Source organism: Massilia sp. PAMC28688 (assembly GCF_019443445.1).
Classification (GTDB): domain Bacteria; phylum Pseudomonadota; class Gammaproteobacteria; order Burkholderiales; family Burkholderiaceae_D; genus Telluria_A.
The window spans coordinates 3,514,565-3,531,167 of sequence record NZ_CP080378.1; the positions used below are offsets into that span (position 1 = coordinate 3,514,565).

Annotated in this window: 16 protein-coding genes; 12 read left to right on the forward strand and 4 right to left on the reverse strand. The window is 62.2% G+C overall.

All coding sequences use genetic code 11. The annotated features are described in order from the left end of the window. Window positions 1–29 precede the first annotated feature (29 nt). From purF to KY495_RS15720, 4 genes are all read left to right on the forward strand, one after another. Entirely contained in the window at window positions 30–1,562 is a 1,533-nt protein-coding gene (purF, locus tag KY495_RS15705) for an amidophosphoribosyltransferase (RefSeq protein ID WP_219880324.1), read from the forward strand. 12 nt (window positions 1,563–1,574) lie between these two features. Further along, window positions 1,575–2,813 carry a cystathionine gamma-synthase family protein gene (locus KY495_RS15710; RefSeq protein WP_219880325.1) on the forward strand — a complete coding sequence of 413 codons (1,239 nt, stop codon included), beginning with the start codon at window positions 1,575–1,577 and terminating at the stop codon, window positions 2,811–2,813. 463 nt (window positions 2,814–3,276) lie between these two features. Next, window positions 3,277–3,558: a hypothetical protein gene (locus KY495_RS15715; RefSeq protein WP_219880326.1), complete on the forward strand. Its 282-nt coding sequence runs from the start codon at window positions 3,277–3,279 to the stop codon at window positions 3,556–3,558. Window positions 3,559–3,642: 84 nt separating this feature from the next. Further along, complete coding sequence (locus tag KY495_RS15720; protein WP_219880327.1) at window positions 3,643–4,347, forward strand: tetratricopeptide repeat protein; 705 nt, start codon at window positions 3,643–3,645, stop codon at window positions 4,345–4,347. Between the two features lie 20 nt (window positions 4,348–4,367). Here KY495_RS15720 and KY495_RS15725 read toward each other — a convergent pair whose 3' ends face one another. Together KY495_RS15725 and lexA are read right to left on the reverse strand one after the other, a co-directional pair. Continuing rightward, window positions 4,368–7,865, reverse strand: a complete 3,498-nt coding sequence (locus KY495_RS15725) for a PAS domain-containing protein (RefSeq protein ID WP_219880328.1) — start codon at window positions 7,863–7,865, stop codon at window positions 4,368–4,370. 151 nt (window positions 7,866–8,016) lie between these two features. Next, window positions 8,017–8,652: a transcriptional repressor LexA gene (lexA, locus tag KY495_RS15730; protein ID WP_219880329.1), complete on the reverse strand. Its 636-nt coding sequence runs from the start codon at window positions 8,650–8,652 to the stop codon at window positions 8,017–8,019. A gap of 128 nt (window positions 8,653–8,780) precedes the next feature. Between lexA and KY495_RS15735 the strand changes: the two genes are divergently transcribed. The 8 genes from KY495_RS15735 (at window position 8,781) to KY495_RS15770 (ending at window position 14,156) form a co-directional block, all read left to right on the forward strand. After that, window positions 8,781–9,239 carry a DUF29 domain-containing protein gene (locus KY495_RS15735; RefSeq protein WP_219880330.1) on the forward strand — a complete coding sequence of 153 codons (459 nt, stop codon included), beginning with the start codon at window positions 8,781–8,783 and terminating at the stop codon, window positions 9,237–9,239. Between the two features lie 134 nt (window positions 9,240–9,373). Further along, window positions 9,374–9,766, forward strand: coding sequence for a 30S ribosomal protein S6 (gene rpsF, locus KY495_RS15740; protein ID WP_219880331.1), 393 nt, complete (start codon window positions 9,374–9,376; stop codon window positions 9,764–9,766). A gap of 34 nt (window positions 9,767–9,800) precedes the next feature. Beyond that, on the forward strand, window positions 9,801–10,094 hold the full coding sequence (gene priB / locus KY495_RS15745; protein WP_219880332.1) for a primosomal replication protein N: 294 nt from the start codon (window positions 9,801–9,803) through the stop codon (window positions 10,092–10,094). A 31-nt stretch (window positions 10,095–10,125) separates the two neighbouring features. Then, on the forward strand, window positions 10,126–10,416 hold the full coding sequence (rpsR, locus tag KY495_RS15750; protein ID WP_008450941.1) for a 30S ribosomal protein S18: 291 nt from the start codon (window positions 10,126–10,128) through the stop codon (window positions 10,414–10,416). A gap of 27 nt (window positions 10,417–10,443) precedes the next feature. Next, window positions 10,444–10,896, forward strand: a complete 453-nt coding sequence (rplI, locus tag KY495_RS15755) for a 50S ribosomal protein L9 (RefSeq protein ID WP_219880333.1) — start codon at window positions 10,444–10,446, stop codon at window positions 10,894–10,896. 144 nt (window positions 10,897–11,040) lie between these two features. Continuing rightward, the gene (locus KY495_RS15760) at window positions 11,041–12,426 is read left to right on the forward strand and encodes a replicative DNA helicase (protein WP_219880334.1); all 1,386 of its coding nucleotides are present in this window, start codon (window positions 11,041–11,043) and stop codon (window positions 12,424–12,426) included. An 81-nt stretch (window positions 12,427–12,507) separates the two neighbouring features. Then, window positions 12,508–13,134, forward strand: a complete 627-nt coding sequence (locus KY495_RS15765; RefSeq protein WP_219880335.1) for a DUF47 domain-containing protein — start codon at window positions 12,508–12,510, stop codon at window positions 13,132–13,134. Between the two features lie 11 nt (window positions 13,135–13,145). Beyond that, the gene (locus tag KY495_RS15770; protein WP_219880336.1) at window positions 13,146–14,156 is read left to right on the forward strand and encodes an inorganic phosphate transporter; all 1,011 of its coding nucleotides are present in this window, start codon (window positions 13,146–13,148) and stop codon (window positions 14,154–14,156) included. Window positions 14,157–14,216: 60 nt separating this feature from the next. Here KY495_RS15770 and KY495_RS15775 read toward each other — a convergent pair whose 3' ends face one another. Together KY495_RS15775 and KY495_RS15780 are read right to left on the reverse strand one after the other, a co-directional pair. Beyond that, window positions 14,217–15,983: a GspE/PulE family protein gene (locus KY495_RS15775; protein ID WP_229518327.1), complete on the reverse strand. Its 1,767-nt coding sequence runs from the start codon at window positions 15,981–15,983 to the stop codon at window positions 14,217–14,219. Window positions 15,984–16,064: 81 nt separating this feature from the next. After that, entirely contained in the window at window positions 16,065–16,514 is a 450-nt protein-coding gene (locus tag KY495_RS15780; RefSeq protein ID WP_219880338.1) for a hypothetical protein, read from the reverse strand. Window positions 16,515–16,603 lie beyond the last annotated feature (89 nt).

The window sequence follows — 16,603 nt, forward strand, 5'->3', positions numbered from 1 at the left end:
TCAGCAGTACCTACTCCCAGGAGCGCAGCATGTGTGGCATCGTCGGCGTCGTCTCGCATAATCCCGTCAACCAGCTGTTATATGATGCCTTGCTGCTGCTGCAGCATCGCGGTCAGGATGCAGCTGGCATCGCAACCAACCACAGCAGTATGTTTTCCATGCACAAGGCCAACGGCCTGGTGCGCGACGTGTTCCGCACGCGCAATATGCGTTCACTGCAGGGCAATTCGGGCATCGGCCACTGCCGCTATCCCACCGCCGGCTCGTCGAGCGAGGAAGAAGCGCAGCCGTTCTACGTCAATGCGCCGTTTGGCATCACGCTGGCGCACAATGGCAACCTGACCAATCAGGCGCAGTTGAAGTCGGAGATGTTCAAGAACGACCGCCGCCACATCAATACCGATTCCGACTCCGAAGTGCTGCTCAATGTGCTGGCGCACGAAATCCAGGAATCGACCACCGGCTTCACGCTCGATCCCGATTCGGTGTTTACTGCCGTAGCCCAGGTCCACCGCCGGGTGCGCGGTGCCTACGCCGTGGTGGCCCAGATTGCCGGTCACGGCCTGCTCGCTTTCCGCGATCCCTTTGGTATCCGCCCCCTGTGCATTGGCCTGAACGAGACCGAGCATGGCACCGAGTACCTGGTGGCCAGCGAATCGGTGGCGCTCGAAGGCATGGGCTTTCGCTTCCTGCGCGATATCGCGCCGGGCGAGGCGATCTTCGTCGACAACGATGGCAAGCTGCACGAGCGCCAGTGTGCCGACAATCCATCGCTTAACCCGTGCGCGTTCGAGTATGTCTACCTGGCGCGTCCCGATTCGATTCTCGATGGCGCTTCCGTCTATGCCACGCGCCTGAAGATGGGCGAATACCTGGCCGACAAGGTGCGCGCGCAATTCAAGTCCGGCGAAATCGACGTGGTCATGCCGATCCCCGATTCCTCGCGCCCGGCCGCCATCCAGCTCGCGCTCAAGCTGGGCGTGGAGTACCGCGAAGGCTTCATCAAGAACCGCTACATTGGCCGCACCTTCCTGATGCCGGGGCAGGCGATCCGCAGCAAGTCGGTACGCCAGAAGCTCAATGCCATCAGCTCCGAATTCAAGGGCAAGAACGTGCTGCTGGTGGATGACTCCATCGTGCGTGGCACCACCAGCCGCGAGATCGTGCAGATGGCGCGTGAAGCGGGCGCGCGCAATGTGTTCTTCGCCTCGGCCGCGCCGCCGGTGCTGTTCCCGAACGTGTATGGCATCGACATGCCGACGCGCGAGGAATTGATTGCCTACGGCCGCAGCAACGAGGAAGTGTGCCGCGAGATCACCGCCGACGCCCTGGTATACCAGGACGTGGACGCGCTCAAGCGCTCGATCTCGGACGTCAATCCTGCGCTCACCAATTTCGAGGCGTCGTGCTTTGACGGCATCTACGTCACCGGCGACGTCACGCCGGCTTACCTCGACGGCCTGGAGCTGGCGCGCCACAACCCAAGCAAGAAGGCACCGGCCGAAGACGCCGCGCGCACGCAGTTGAACCTGAACCTGGCCAACGCAGAATCGGCTGAATAAGGTGACGCAGGCATGAGCGAGAAGACCAGTTACGGCTTTACGACCACCATCTTGCACAGCGACCGCCAGAAGCCGATCGAGCACGGGTCGCTGCACAAGCCGCTGCATACCTCCGTCACCTATGGCTACGAGGATGCGCGCCAGCTGGCGTCCGTGTTCCAGGGCCGGGAGCCGGGCTTTCGTTACGGGCGCCAGGGCAATCCCACCATCTCGGCGCTGGAGGAGAAAGTCACGCGCATGGAAGGCGGGGTGGCGAGCATCTGCTTTGCCACCGGCATGGGGGCCATTGGTGCCGTATTCCAGGCCTTGCTCAAGGCGGGTGACCACGTGGTGTCGTCGTCCTTCCTGTTTGGGAATACCAACAGCCTGTGGCAGACGGTGGCCGGGCAGGGGGTGGGGGTGGCCTTTGTCGACGCCACCGACGTGGCCAACGTGGAGGCGGCGCTCACCAGTGCCACCCGCATCGTGTTCGTGGAAACCATCGCCAACCCGCGCACGCAGGTAGCCGACCTGGCGCGCATTGGCCAGCTGTGCCGGGAACGCGGCATCCTGTACGTGGTCGACAACACCATGACCACGCCCTACCTGTTCCAGCCAAGATCGGTGGGCGCGGGACTGGTGGTCAACGCCCTGACCAAGGCCATCGGCGGCCATGGCAATGCGCTCGGGGGCAGCCTGACCGATACCGGCGTGTTCGACTGGAGTACCTACCCCAACATCGCCCCGAACTACAAGAAAAATGCCCCCGCCATGTGGGGCATGGTGCAGCTGCGCGCCAAGGCCCTGCGCGACTTTGGCGCGTCGCTGGGCCCGGAAGCGGCCCATCACATCGCGGTGGGGGCCGAAACACTGGCCCTGCGCATGGAGCGCGCCTCGGCCAATGCACTGGCCATTGCCGCCATGCTGGAGGCGGACGAGCGGGTGGCGGCCGTCCATTATCCGGGCCTGCCATCGCACGCCCAGCATGGCGTGGCGCGCGAACTGTTCCGCGCCTTTGGCTCGCTGTTCAGCTTTGAACTGAAAGAGGGCATTGACTGTTTCGATTACCTCAACCGGCTTCAGATCGGCATTTCGGCCAGTAACCTGGGCGACACGCGCACGCTCGTCATTCCGGTGGCGCACACCATCTTTTTCGAGATGGGTGCCGAGCGCCGGGCCAGCATGGGCATTGCCGAATCGCTGATCCGGGTATCGGTCGGCATTGAAGACGCGGCGGACCTGCTGGCCGATTTCGAGGGAGCGCTGCCATAAAGAGGGCGTGGCCGTGGGTTGCGCTGATGCTGGCGGTGCTGCTGGCCTCCTGCGCCGCACCACGCTCGGCAAAGCGGCCGATGGCGCCCAGGGAGCCTGCGATCGCCTTGCTCGGTGACGCGGTCCTCTATGAAGGCACCCTGCGTCCCGATAGCCTGGACCGTATCCGGGCCGTGGTGGGGCGGGCCAAGGTCACAAAGCTGATGATTCGCTCAGGGGGCGGGGAAGTGACAGGCGCCATCCGGGTGGCGCGCTGGGTGCGCGACGCAGGCCTCGATGTGGAAGTCGATGGCGTGTGTTTCTCTTCGTGTGCCAATTATATTTTCCCCGCCGGGCGCAATAAGCACATTGTCGGCGAGGGAATCGTGGGCTGGCACGGGACCATTGAACACTTGATGTACAAGCACGATCAGGGTATTGACCTGGTCGACGCAGAGAGCTTGCCATTCTTTTTCGGGAGACCTTGGCACAGGAGCGCGCGTTTTATGCCGATACGGGCATCAACGGCTTTGCCGGCTGGTTTGGCAAGGTGGCGCCCTATCATGTCGACAATCTGTATTTCATGTCGAAAGAAGACATGGCGTATTTTGGCATGCGCAATCTGCACGTGCGGCCCGATTACCTGGCTACTGACCTGAGCAAGTATCTCAAGCACGATCGGCGCACGATCCGTTTGCTGTCCGTCGACAGGGCCGTGACCAATTCGTCCGACCCACGCTGGCAAGGGAAGGCGCCGGCGCCGTGACCACATGGCATGCGCCGCCGCCACCAGATTGCCGATTCACGCTATGATTTCCCATCACTGTCCGATATCCTGAGGGTTCACTTCATGAAGAAATACCTGCTGTGCCTGAGCCTGCTGATGTGCACTGTCGCGCACGCCGATGATCTGGCCGACGCCAAGGCCTTGTTTGCCAAGAAATCCTATCCCGAAGCGCTCAAGCTCTATACCAAGGCCGCCAATGCCGGCAGCGCCGAAGCGCAGTTGCATCTGGGCGAAATGCACTTGTATGGCGAAGCCGGTGCCATCGACCTGGCCAAGGCCGAGGCCTGGTTCAAGAAGGCCGCAGCCAAGGGCAACAAGACGGCCGTCGCCGCCCTGGAGATGATGAAACAGCGCGAGGTGCGCAAGGACGACATCGCTTACTGGATGTCCAAATACGATGGCGCCGAGCTCAAGTCCGGAAAGTTCCGCTGCCCGGCGCCGCGCATTCCTGCCATGTCCAAGCAGAACGATGAAATCAGCGCCGTGGCCGAAAAAGTGCAGGGCTGGCAGGCGTGCTACAACGGCTTTGTGGAAAACATCAATGCCTCGTCTCCGCTCACCAAGCTGATTCCCAAAGATGTGGCAGACCTGATGACCAAGGACGAAATGGACGCGGCAGGCAAGCACCTGGAAGGCGTGCAGGCACGGATCGTGGAAGAAGCCCGGGTCGGGTCCAAGATGCTGCTGGCCGATTACGCCGCCTGGCGCGATGCGACCGATGCCTATGTCCGCGAGCACAACAAGATGGTGGAAGGCGCCCGCAAGTAAAGCGCCTCCGGGTGCCGGTTTCAGCCGGGCGCCGTCTTGCTGTCATACTCGGCCAGCACCCGTTCAATCGCATCCATGTCGACCGGCTTGGTCAGGTGGCGGTCGAATCCGGCCTGTTCCGACAGGCTGCGGTCACTGTCGGTGCCCCAGCCCGTCAGTGCCACCAGCATCATGTCTGCCAGTTCCGGCATGGCGCGCATGGCCCGCGCCGTGTCGTAGCCATTCATGCCCGGCATGCCGATGTCGAGGAATACGAGCGCCGGCTTGAAATCGGCCGCCACTGCGATCGCCTCGCGGCCGCCATGCGCCATGCGCGTGCTGTCGCCGCCCAGTTCCAGCAGCATGCACAAGGTCTGGGCGGCGTCCACATTGTCGTCCACCACCAGTACCCTGCGCGGACCGGCACCGGCAGCGTCGCCGTGGGTGCGCACCGCCTCGCCGCCCTGGCCGGCACCGGCGCCGGCCAGCGGCAGGCGCACGGTGAACGTGCTGCCCTGGCCGGCCCCGGCACTGGCCACGCTGGCGCTGCCGCCGTGCATGTCCACCAGGCGCCGCACCAGTGACAGTCCGATCCCCAGCCCGCCCTGTGACTGGCCCAGGCTTGCCCCCACCTGGCTGAACATGTCAAAGACACTGTCGAGCGCTTCGGGCGCAATGCCGATGCCGGTGTCGGCAACCTCGATGACGGCGCAGTCACCCGCAGCTGCCATGGACAAGGCAATCCGGCCGCCCGCGGGTGTGTATTTGGCGGCATTGTTGAGCAGGTTGGCCACGACCTGGGCGATGCGCATGTGGTCCACCTCCGCATACAGGGCGCTGGCGGGCAGGTTGACGGCCACCTGATGGTGGCCGGCCTCGATGGCGGGCATGCTCGTTTCCATCGCGCTCGACAGCACCGTGCGCAGGTCGGTGCGGGCTTTTTTGAGATCGAGCTTGCCGCCACTGATGCGCGCGATATCGAGCAGGTCGTCGATCAGGTGCACCATGTGGCCGACCTGGCGCTCCATCATCTCGCGCACCCGGGCCAGGGTGGCCGGATTGTCGCCCGCCATGCGCAGCACGCCCAGGCCGCTGCGGATAGGCGCCAGGGGATTGCGCAGTTCGTGCGCCAGGGTGGCCAGGAAGACGGTCTTGCGCCGGTCCGCTTCCTCCAGGTCTGCCGCCAGGCGGCGCTGGCGTTCGTCGGACTGCCTGCGCGCCGTGACATCGCTAAACAGCAGTGCGACCCTGGTACTGCCTGGCCCGCCAATGCGGGTGGCATACACATCGAACCAGCGCTGCATGGCCTTGGCCTCGCTTTCAAAGCGCACCGCTTCCCCGGTCAGCGCCACCTGCCCGTAGGTATGGATCCAGAACGGGTCGAGGTCGGGGACCAGTTCGCGGACGGTCCTGCCGGTCGCGTTGCGCAGCCCGGTATGCTTTTCGAACATGCTGTTCATCTGCACAAACCGGTAGTCCGCGGGCTGGCCGGCATCGTCAAGCAGGATATCGATAATGCCGAAACCCTGGTCCATGGCTTCGAACACGGTGCGGTAGCGCTCTTCGCTGGCGCGCAATTCCTGCTCGGCCAGTTTGCTTTGGGTGGTGTCGAGCACGATCGCGACCATTCCCTGCACCTCGCCGCGCGAATCGCGCAGGGCGTTGACGCTGCTGGTGGCCGGCAGCAAGGAGCCGTCCCGGCGCAGGTAATGCTTGTCAATCACAAAGCCGATGCCGTCTGATAACAGCTGCTGCATGGCCCTGGCTGTGGCCGCTACCGCGTCAGGCGCCGTGACGCTGACGATGTTCATGCCGATCACTTCCGACAGTGGATAGCCGAGCATTTGCGCAAAGCGGGCGTTGGCAAAGGTGATGCAGCCGGTGGTGTCGAGCTGCACGACGCCGGTGGCGGCCTGGCTGACGATCTTTTCAAAGCGCTCGCGGCTGTCGTACAGGGCAATTTCTGCTTCCTTGCGTGCCGTGATATCCCGTACCGTGCCTGCCAGCTCGGCCGGCGCATCATCGCGCTTTGCCATGGCGCGGCCAAAGAACTCCACCCAGCGCAGCACGCCGTCCGGCCGCCTGATGCGGCCCTGGAAGAAGAAGCGCGCACCGACCACGCCGGCCTGGCTGATTGCCTGGCGAAACCCGGCGGCATCGTCAGGGTGGAGGAAGTCGCTCAGCAGGCGCGCCGCGCTCACCGGGCCGTCGCCCGGCGCCACCCCGAAGATTGCGTAGGGACGGGCATTCTCCCACGTCACGGCGTCGGTCTCGGGCGTCCAGCTCCACAAGCCAAGCTCGGTGGCTTCCGTGGCCAGCAGGAGGCGCTCATGACTGGCGTGCTGGGCTGCCTCCGCAATCTTGCGGTGCGTCTGGTCCACGCCATGGGCGAGCAGGCCGGTCACCCGGCCATCGGCGTCGCGCAGCGCCGCCAGCACCAGGTCCATGAAGCGCTTTTCGAGCGGCATGTCGGGCTTGCGCTGTAGCATCACGGGCATGTCGAACCCGAAAAACGGTTCACCGCTCTGGTACACAGAATCGAGCATTTCAAAGTAACCCTGTCCGGCCACTTCCGGCAAGGCTTCGCGGAAGGGCCGGCCTTCCAGGTTGCGGTTGCCCACTAGCTGGAGGTAGCGTTCATTGATCAATTCAACGATGTGCTCGGGACCGCGCATCACGCAGATGAAGGCAGGGGTCTGGCGCAGGATGTCATTCATTCTTTGATTGGCCGCCTGCACTTGCTTGAACAGTCGTTCGCGTTCCCGGCTCGCTTCGATCTCGGCCGTCACGTCGACGTGCACGCCAATCCATTCAGTTACCTCGCCGTCATCGCCCACTACCGGCACGCCCTTGACATCCATGTCGCGGTAGTGGCCATCGGCACGGCGCAGCCGGTGGCGGGTCTGGAAAACAGTACCCGTCGTCCATGCCCGCTCCCAGTCGCGCAGGGTGCCGGCGCGGTCGTTGGGATGGACCGCTTCCAGCCAGCCTTCGTGCAAGTACTGCGCCGCCGTCTGACCGGTAAAGGCGGCCCAGCTGGGCTGCTCGGTGACCAGGCCACCGGCAGCGGCGCGGTTCCAGACAATGGCGCTGGTGGCAGTGACGAGCGAGCGAAAGCGCGCTTCGCTGGCATGCAGTTCGCGTTCGGCCTGATGGGTGGCCGTCATGTCGCGCGACACGGCCAGCAAATGGTGCGTATGGCCATCGGGCGCCGTCACCTGCGTCACCACCACGTCCCACCATCGGGGGGCGCCCCTGGCAGTGGGGCAGAATGCCTGGAAGTGCCCGGTGCCGCCGGCGGCCGCCAGCGCTAGTGCCGATGCAATTTTCTGATGGCTCTCCGGCGGCCACAGCGACTTCCACTCAGCCCCCAGCAAGCGGGAGACATCGTCAATCTCCATGGCGCACAGGCCGTTCTGGTTCATGGACACGACACGGCCGTCGCAGCTGAGCAGCTTTACGCAGTCGGGACTGCTTTCAAACAGTTGCCAGCCGAGGCTCTGGGCGTGGAGGGCAGGCGGCTCGTGATCGCTCGGCATGGGTGGTGGAATCGCCAGGATAGAGCCGCATGACGCTATCGATCAGCATGGGGATTGATGACATGCCGATAATACATTGCCTGTGCCGGGAAGGGCGCGCCGCAGCGCGCCGGCAGACAAAAAAGGCCGGCATGCGCCGGCCCGTTGGCTGTCAGTGCCAGCTGCGCATCAGGCCGACGGCCAGGCCTTCGAGGGCGAAGTCATCCAGCTCGGGATCGACCTTGATGACCTTGAAGTCGGGATTTTCCGGCAGCAGCTCAATGAGGCCATTGGTTTTCTTGTAGCGCTTGACGGTGACATCCTCGCCAATCCGGGCCACCACGATCTGACCGTTCTTGGCACTGTCGACTTTTTTGACCGCCAGCAGGTCGCCATCCATGATGCCGGCGTCGCGCATGGACCAGCCGCGTACCTTGAGCAGGAAGTCCGGCTTGGCCGAAAACATGGCCGGGTCCACGCTGTAGGTCGCTTCCACATGTTCCTGCGCCAGGATGGGCGAACCGGCGGCCACGCGGCCCACCAGCGGCAGCGCCATCATGAGGGTAGGGGGCACCAGGGGAATGGCTTCCACGCTGGCGCCGACCAGGCGGATGCCGCGCGAGGTGCCGGGCGAAATCTCGATGGCACCCTTGCGGGCCAGCGCCTGCAGGTGTTCTTCAGCCGCATTGGCAGATTTGAAGCCGAGCTCGTTGGCGATTTCCGCGCGGGTGGGAGGAAAACCGGTGTTGTCGATCGCATCCTTGATCAGGTTGAGGATCTGTTCCTGGCGTGGCGTGAGCTTGATCATGGGCTGGGGTGGCTGTTTGTATGAACAGACTGTATTTTTGTACAGTATTTCGCCCAGCGCAAGTGTTAAATGCGAATTTGCCTGAATTTTTTGCAGATTCGGCGGTCCAAAGGGCGATGGAGGCAGAAATGAACCTGAACGATAGGCCAGAAGTCCATGACAAGGCCGATTACGAAGCCGATTTCACCTTGTGGCTGGAGGCCCAGCTACTGCTGCTGCGTGAGCGTCAGTTTGACAAACTTGACCTGGACAACTTATTCGAGGAAGTCGGAGGGATCTTGCGCAGCGAACGTCGTGAGGTGCGAAGCCGACTGGACCTGATTGTTGTGCATCTCCTGAAGTGCCAGTATCAACCACAACGCAAGAGCAAAAGTTGGCTTGCAACGCTGCGGACGCAACGCACCCGGCTGGGAAGGGTGCTGCAAGACAGCCCCAGTCTGCGCCGGCACATTCTCGACTTCGCTCACGAGAACTATCGTGGCTCAGTTGAGCAGGCTGCCGAACAGACCGGACTGGCCAGAGCGATATTCCCGGCAGCGCTTCCTTACAGCGAGGAGCAACTGCTTGACGCTGATTTCGTGCCCTGACCGACCCATAACCTGGAAGCAACACAGGCATTGCCAGCGGTGCGCGAATCGGGTTATAATCGCCGGCTTTCCCTTCCCACACTCGTCTTGACGCCGAGGTGGGCATTTGTTTAAACGTCCCTAAGGAGTGTTGCATGCGTCATTATGAAATCGTTTTTATCGTCCACCCGGACCAAAGCGAGCAAGTCCCGGCGATGATCGAGCGTTACAAGGCCAGCGTGACCACGCGCGGCGGTAATGTTCATCGCGTTGAAGACTGGGGCCGTCGTCAGATGGCTTACTCGATCCAGAAGCTGCCAAAGGCACACTACATCTGCATGAATATCGAATGCGACAACGAGACCCTGGTGGAACTCGAAACCGCGTTCAAATTCAATGATGCCGTGCTGCGTCACCTCACCGTTAAGATGAAGAAGGCTGAAACCACGCCATCGCCGATGATGAAGTCGGTACAACGTGAAGACGCAGCCAAGAGCCACCGCGCTGAAGCCCCGGCTCCAGCAGCAGCGCCAGCAGCCGCGGCCTAATTGTTGTACAGAATCCTGAACCTGATGTGATCTTTTGAATCAACTTCAGTTCGTAGCCCAGATTTGCGAGCGCGATGTCTTGCGCTACACCCCGGCCGGCGTGCCGATCGTGTCCGCCACCCTGATGCACAGTTCGCAGCAGGTCGAAGCAGGGGTGCCCAGGTTGGTCGAGTTTGAAATTGCTGCCTTTGCGGCAGGTGAAATTTCAGGACGATTCAGCCAGGCCGAACTGGGTGCCGTACATCAGTTCACAGGATTTCTGGCCAAGAAGAACCGCAGTAGCAAAAGCCTGGTGTTTCACATCATTGATTTTAGTGCCGCCGCTTAAGCGGAGCACATTTTAGATACAGGAGCCTCAAATGGCATTCGGTAAAAAGTTCGACAAAAACAAGCTCAAGCTGAAAGAAAAGCGCAAACAACAGAACCCACTGTTCAAGCGTAAGAAATTCTGCCGCTTCACCGCCGCCAACGTAGAACAGGTCGACTACAAAGACGTCGATACGCTGAAAGACTTCGTCCAGGAAAACGGCAAGATCATGCCAGCACGCCTGACCGGCACCAAGGCGCACTACCAGCGCCAGGTGGACACCGCCATCAAGCGCGCCCGCTACCTCGCGCTGCTGCCTTACACCGATCTGCACCACGCTTAATTGCTGGCAGACCTACTGGAGAAATCTATGCAAATCATTCTGTTGGAAAAAGTCATCAACGTCGGCAACCTGGGCGACGTGGTCAAGGTCAAGGACGGTTACGCACGTAACTTCCTGATCCCGCAAAAAATGGCTCGCCGCGCGACCGCCTCGGCTGTTGCCGAGTTCGAAGTCAAGCGCGCCGAACTGGAAAAAGCAGCAGCTGCCAAGCTGTCGGCTTCCCAGGCCGAAGGCGAGAAGCTGGGCGGCATGACCATCAGCATCGCGCAAAAAGCCGGTGTGGATGGCCGTCTGTTCGGTTCCGTGACCAACTTCGACATCGCTGAAGCCCTGTCCAAGCAAGGCTTCGCTGTTGAAAAAGCCCAGGTCCGCATGCCTAACGGCCCGCTCAAGACCACCGGCGAGCACGCTGTATCGGTTGCCCTGCACACCGATGTCGTGGTGGACATCACCATTGCCGTGACGGGCGAAGCTGCGTAAGTAAGCTGCCTAAGCAAGCTGTCTGTTGCAATGCACAAAAAGCCGGGTTCGCCCGGCTTTTTTGCGCTTATCTTCCCGTAAATCTGCGCGAAAACTCACCCTTTTATTACAGCCTCTTGACACGAAGCAGGTATAATTCGCGCCATGAATGCCCCATCCGATCCGCAAGTCGACGCCCTCCGTATCCCGCCCCATTCGATTGAAGCAGAACAGTCTGTGATCGGTGGTTTGCTGCGTGATAACGCCGCGTTCGACCGTATTGCGGACATGATGCACGCCGACGATTTTTACCGCTACGACCACCGCATCATTTTCGAGCAGGTCGTCAAGCTCATCAACGCCTCGCGCCCGGCCGACGTGATTACCGTGTTCGAGGCGCTCACCAACATCGGCAAGGCCGACGACGTGGGCGGGTTGCAGTACCTCAATGCGATGGCGCAGAATACGCCGTCGGCGGCCAATATTCGCCGCTACGCCGAGATCGTGCGTGACCGCGGCGTGCTGAGAAAGCTCATCACCGTGGCCGACGAGATTTCCGGCCAGGCCTTCAACCCCCAGGGCAAGGAAGTCAAGCAGATGCTGGACGAAGCCGAGTCCAAGATCTTTGCCATCGCGGAGCAGGGCGCGCGCGGCTCGCAGGGCTGGGTGGCGGTGCAGCCGCTGCTCACGCAGGTCGTGGAACGCATCGATGAGCTGTACAGCCGCGACAACCAGAGCGAGATCACCGGTGTGCCGACCGGCTTCATTGACCTGGACCGCATGACGTCCGGCCTGCAGCCGGGCGACCTGGTGATTGTCGCGGGCCGTCCTTCGATGGGCAAGACGGCGTTCTCGGTCAATATTGGCGAAAACGTCGCCATCGAGGCCGGCTTGCCGGTGGCCGTGTTTTCGATGGAGATGGGCGGCGCCCAGCTGGCCATGCGTATGCTCGGTTCCGTCGGACAGCTCGACCAGCACCGCCTGCGTACGGGCCGCCTGAACGATGAAGACTGGCCGCGCCTGACCCACGCCATCCAGAAGATGAATGAAGCGCAGCTCTACATCGACGAGACGCCGGCGCTCAACCCCATCGAACTGCGGGCCCGCTCGCGCCGCCTGTCGCGCCAGTGCGGCAAGCTTGGCCTGATCATCGTCGACTACCTGCAGCTCATGACCGGCAGCCAGCCGGGCGACAACCGCGCCTCGGAGATTTCCGAGATTTCGCGTAGCCTCAAGGGCCTGGCCAAGGAATTGCATTGCCCCGTGATCGCCCTGTCGCAGCTGAACCGCTCGCTCGAGCAGCGCCCCAACAAGCGTCCCGTGATGTCCGACCTGCGCGAATCGGGCGCGATCGAGCAGGATGCGGACGTCATCATCTTCCTGTACCGCGACGAGGTGTACAACCCCGATTCGCCCGACAAGGGCACGGCGGAGATCATCATTGGCAAACAGCGTAACGGCCCGATCGGCGCGGTGCGCCTGACCTGGATTGGCCAGTACACGAAGTTTGGCAACTACAGCGGCAATCTGGCCCTGTACCAGGGCGACTAAACCACCAGTATCAGTTCATCACGCCGCCGGCACGAGCGGCGAAATCTCAGCAGTATCAATTCGCTTTTAACGGAGAAAGCCATGTTTGGACGTTTGATGCCCACCGAGGGTAAGTTCTTTGAGCTGTTTAACGCACACGCCGATCTGTGCGTGAAAGGAGCGCAGGAAATGGTCGCGCTGATGACCAATTTCGACGACCTCGAAATGCGCACCCACGCCATTGAAGGCATCGAGAAGGAAGCCGACAAGATCACCTATGCGTGCGTCGACATGCTGCACAAGACCTTCATCACCCCGATCGACCGCGACGACATCCATAAGCTCATCACGCGCATGGACGACATCCTGGACTTGATGGAAGACGCGGCCCAGACCGTGTCGCTGTACGACCTCAAGGCCGTCACGCCGGAAGCAAAGCGCCTGGCCGAACTGTCGCTGGCGTGCTGCGAAAAGGTGCAGGCCGCCGTCGCGCTGCTGCACAACATGGACAACTCGCAAAAGATCGTCGCCATCTGCGAAGAAATCGACCGCCTGGAGTCGGACGCCGACCACGTCATGCGCGCTGCCATGTCCAAGCTGTTCCGCGACGAGCCGGACGTGCGCAACCTCATCAAGCTCAAGGCCATCTACGAAATCCTGGAGACGGTGACTGACCGCTGCGAAGATGTGGCGAACATCATCGAAGGCATCATCGTCGAGAACGCGTAAGAAGACAGCGAATGGAAACTATCACCATCAGTATTTATGTGCTGGGAATGCTGATTCTCCTGGCGCTGCTGTTCGACTTCATGAACGGTTTTCACGACGCGGCCAATGCGATTGCGACGGTGGTCTCCACCGGCGTGCTCAAGCCGCAGTCGGCGGTGGCCATGGCCGCCTTTTTCAACTTTATCGCCATTTTCGTGGTGGGCCTGAAGGTGGCCTCGGCAATCGGCAAGGGGACCATTGATCCGGCCGTCATTGACCATTACGTCGTCTTTGGCGCGCTGGTCGGCGCCATTGCGTGGAACCTGATTACCTGGTACTACGGCATTCCGTCGTCCTCTTCGCACGCCCTGATCGGCGGCCTGGTGGGCGCCGCAGTGGCCAAGGCGGGGACCGGCGCCCTGATCGCCGGTGGCCTGTTCAAGACCGTCATCTTCATCGTGGTGGCGCCGCTGCTCGGCTTTGTCCTCGGCTCGGTGATCATGCTTCTTGTGTCCTGGCTGTTCGTCAAATCCACGCCACGCAAGGTCGATACCTGGTTCCGGCGCATGCAGCTGGCATCGGCTGCCGCCTACAGCCTCGGTCACGGCGGCAACGATGCGCAAAAGACGCTCGGTATCATCTGGATGCTGCTGATCGCCTCCGGTCACCTGTCCAAGGATGCGGCCGCGCCGCCGCAATGGGCCATCATTGCCTGCTACGCCATGATCAGCTTTGGAACGCTGTTCGGCGGCTGGCGCATCGTCAAGACCATGGGCCAGAAGATCACCAAGCTCAAGCCGGTAGGTGGCTTCTGCGCCGAAACCGGGGGCGCAATCACGCTGATGATGTCGAGCTTCTTGGGCATTCCAGTGTCGACCACCCATACCATTACGGGCGCCATCGTCGGCGTGGGTTCGGCGCAAAAGATGTCGGCGGTGCGCTGGGGCGTGGCCGGCAACATCGTGTGGGCCTGGATCTTTACCATTCCGGCGTCGGCCTTCATGGCGGCAGTGGCATGGTGGATCGGCAAGCAAATCATGTAAAGGCTGTCGGCCTTGACCCAGAAAGCCGTCCGCTTATCCCGGGCGGCTTTTTTTTGGCCGCTATTTTGCGCACACCTGGCGCACTGTGCGCAGGTCGATCAGGCCTTGCAGCGCCTTTTCGATGCCGTCCATTTTCAGTGTCAGCATGCCCTCTTCCAGGGCGGCGCATAGCAGTTCCGTCACCGGCGCGTGCGACAGCACCAGCTGCTTGACCGGGTCGCTGCCGATCATCAGTTCGTGCAGTCCGATGCGGCCGTTGTAACCCAGGTTGCAGGACGCGCACCCCACGGCGCGGTACAGCGTGTAGCGTCCCTCGGCGTCGGCGTGGCGCTCGCGCCAGCTGCGCAGTACCTCCTGGCGCGCCTGTTCCGCGCCAGCCCTGAAGCGCGCCGTGGGTGTCAGTTCGGCGCAGTATTCCCGCACCAGCAGGTCCATTTCGGCGCCATCAGGGTGATAGGGCTGGCGGCACAGCTGGCACAGACGCCGCGCCAGGCGCTGCGCCAGGATGCCGAGCATGGCGTCGGCAAAGTTGAACGGGTCCATCCCCATGTCGAGCAGACGCACGATCGATTCCGGCGCGCTGTTGGTGTGCAGCGTGGCCAGCACCAGGTGGCCCGTGAGCGAGGCTTCAATGCCGATGCCGACCGTTTCCCTGTCGCGCATTTCGCCGACCATGATAATGTCCGGATCGGCGCGCAGGAAGGCGCGCATGACAGTTGCAAAATCAAGGCCCGCCTTGCGGTTGACCTGCACCTGGCGCAGGCCCTTCTGGGTGATTTCGACCGGGTCCTCGGCAGTCCAGATCTTGGTGTCCGGGGTGTTGAGGTACTGCAGGATGGCGTGCAGCGTCGTGGTCTTGCCGGAGCCGGTTGGGCCACACACGAAGAACAGGCCGTAGGGTTTTTCGATGGCGCGGCGCAGGCGCTCCAGATTGGCGGGCAGAATGCACAGTTGGTCGAGCGGCAGCGCGTCGCCGGCGGCCAGGATCCGCATGACCACGTCTTCCACCCCGCCGGCCGAGGGAATGGTGGCCACGCGCAGTTCGATGTCAAGTGGCCCGTATTTGCTGAATTTGATCTTGCCATCCTGCGGCTTGCGCTTTTCGGCGGTATCAAGGTCGCACATGATCTTGACCCGCGCCACCAGGGCATTGCGGTAGCCCGCAGGGATGTCGATGTAGGGAATCAGGGCGCCGTCCTTGCGAAAGCGGATGCTGGTGCGGCCCGCGCCCGGAAGCGGCTCGATATGAATGTCGGACACGCCCTGGCGGTAGGCATCCATGATCACCTTGTTGACCAGCTTGACCAGTTCCGTCTCCACGGCATCGGCCTCCACCGCTTCCACAGGATCGTCGTCGCTCATCCCGGACAGCAGTTCGCGCAGTGAGCTGCCGTCAATGCGCGCGGCAGTGCCAAAGTACTGGTCCAGCGTGAGCTTGAATTCCGCGCGCGTGGTGACGCAATAGCGCACGGTCGACTTGGGGAAGACATGGTGGACGATACGGCTGGCAGCGGTGCGTTCCGGGTCCAGCGAGAGCACCAGCATGCCATGCTTGTCTTCGTCGAGCGGCAGCCATTGGTTGTCTTCCACGTACTGTGGCTTCAGGTGCCGCAGCAAGGCCACCGGCTTGATGCGGCCGGGCCGGAATGGCTCGTACGGGACCTGGTAATGGCGTGCCAGCGCGCCGCCGATCTGGTCGGGCTTGAGGCTGTAGTCGCGCACCAGCACGTCCTCGATGTGAATGAGCTGCGCGTGGGAGGTTCGCGCGGCCTGCTGCAGCTCAGTTGCCTCAAGCAGCCCGTCTGCCACCAGGCCGTCGTACTTCATCGAAGACACCATCGCTAGCCCGCCGTCAGGTTCCATGTCATGGCTGCCATGATGTGGCAGGGCTGACAAGAAGCCTTGAGCTTAATCACCAGTGCGCGGGTCCGGCTCTCCGTCGTCGTCGACCACTTGCAGGCCTGGCAGACCGTGGGCGTCGAGCAGGTCGAACACGATCTGCGGATGCTGGCGCATGCAGCGCCGAATCGCAGCCGGCACCGACTCGCGGGTGCGGCGGCACAGCCCTGGCAGTTCAACAAGCTCGATGCCCAGACCGAGCACCGTGCGCACGCCGCGGACGCTGGGCGTGATGCGCAGTTCGATGCCAAGCTGGTCGAACATCAGCTTTTGCACGTGCAGCAATTGCCCATAGCTGTCGATGCGGGCAATGCGATCGAGCAGCTTTTTTTCCTGTTCGCGCGTGAGCATGAGCACGCGCTTGTCCGCTGCCGGGTCGCCCAGCAGCAGCTCGCGCTTGCATTCACACAAGCCAGGAGGACATTCAACGCGGATGGGGAAGGGCAGTTCTTGCAGCATGGTCAGGGACAGCAATGCGGAAAAAGCCGATGGAGTGACAGGGTAGCGCCGGGCCGATCCTGCTGTCAAACAATCGCGCAATAAAAAAA

Bases quoted from the DNA above. Each gene is read 5' to 3' on its own strand.
- KY495_RS15780 (WP_219880338.1), bottom strand. From the start codon at position 16,514: ATGCTGCAAGAACTGCCCTTCCCCATCCGCGTTGAATGTCCTCCTGGC.
- KY495_RS15760 (WP_219880334.1), top strand. From the start codon at position 11,041: ATGAATGCCCCATCCGATCCGCAAGTCGACGCCCTCCGTATCCCGCCC.
- KY495_RS15775 (WP_229518327.1), bottom strand. From the start codon at position 15,983: ATGAAGTACGACGGCCTGGTGGCAGACGGGCTGCTTGAGGCAACTGAG.
- KY495_RS15765 (WP_219880335.1), top strand. From the start codon at position 12,508: ATGTTTGGACGTTTGATGCCCACCGAGGGTAAGTTCTTTGAGCTGTTT.
- purF (WP_219880324.1), top strand. From the start codon at position 30: ATGTGTGGCATCGTCGGCGTCGTCTCGCATAATCCCGTCAACCAGCTG.
- KY495_RS15720 (WP_219880327.1), top strand. From the start codon at position 3,643: ATGAAGAAATACCTGCTGTGCCTGAGCCTGCTGATGTGCACTGTCGCG.
- rpsF (WP_219880331.1), top strand. From the start codon at position 9,374: ATGCGTCATTATGAAATCGTTTTTATCGTCCACCCGGACCAAAGCGAG.
- KY495_RS15710 (WP_219880325.1), top strand. From the start codon at position 1,575: ATGAGCGAGAAGACCAGTTACGGCTTTACGACCACCATCTTGCACAGC.
- lexA (WP_219880329.1), bottom strand. From the start codon at position 8,652: ATGATCAAGCTCACGCCACGCCAGGAACAGATCCTCAACCTGATCAAG.
- rplI (WP_219880333.1), top strand. From the start codon at position 10,444: ATGCAAATCATTCTGTTGGAAAAAGTCATCAACGTCGGCAACCTGGGC.
- KY495_RS15735 (WP_219880330.1), top strand. From the start codon at position 8,781: ATGAACCTGAACGATAGGCCAGAAGTCCATGACAAGGCCGATTACGAA.
- KY495_RS15770 (WP_219880336.1), top strand. From the start codon at position 13,146: ATGGAAACTATCACCATCAGTATTTATGTGCTGGGAATGCTGATTCTC.
- KY495_RS15725 (WP_219880328.1), bottom strand. From the start codon at position 7,865: ATGCCGAGCGATCACGAGCCGCCTGCCCTCCACGCCCAGAGCCTCGGC.
- rpsR (WP_008450941.1), top strand. From the start codon at position 10,126: ATGGCATTCGGTAAAAAGTTCGACAAAAACAAGCTCAAGCTGAAAGAA.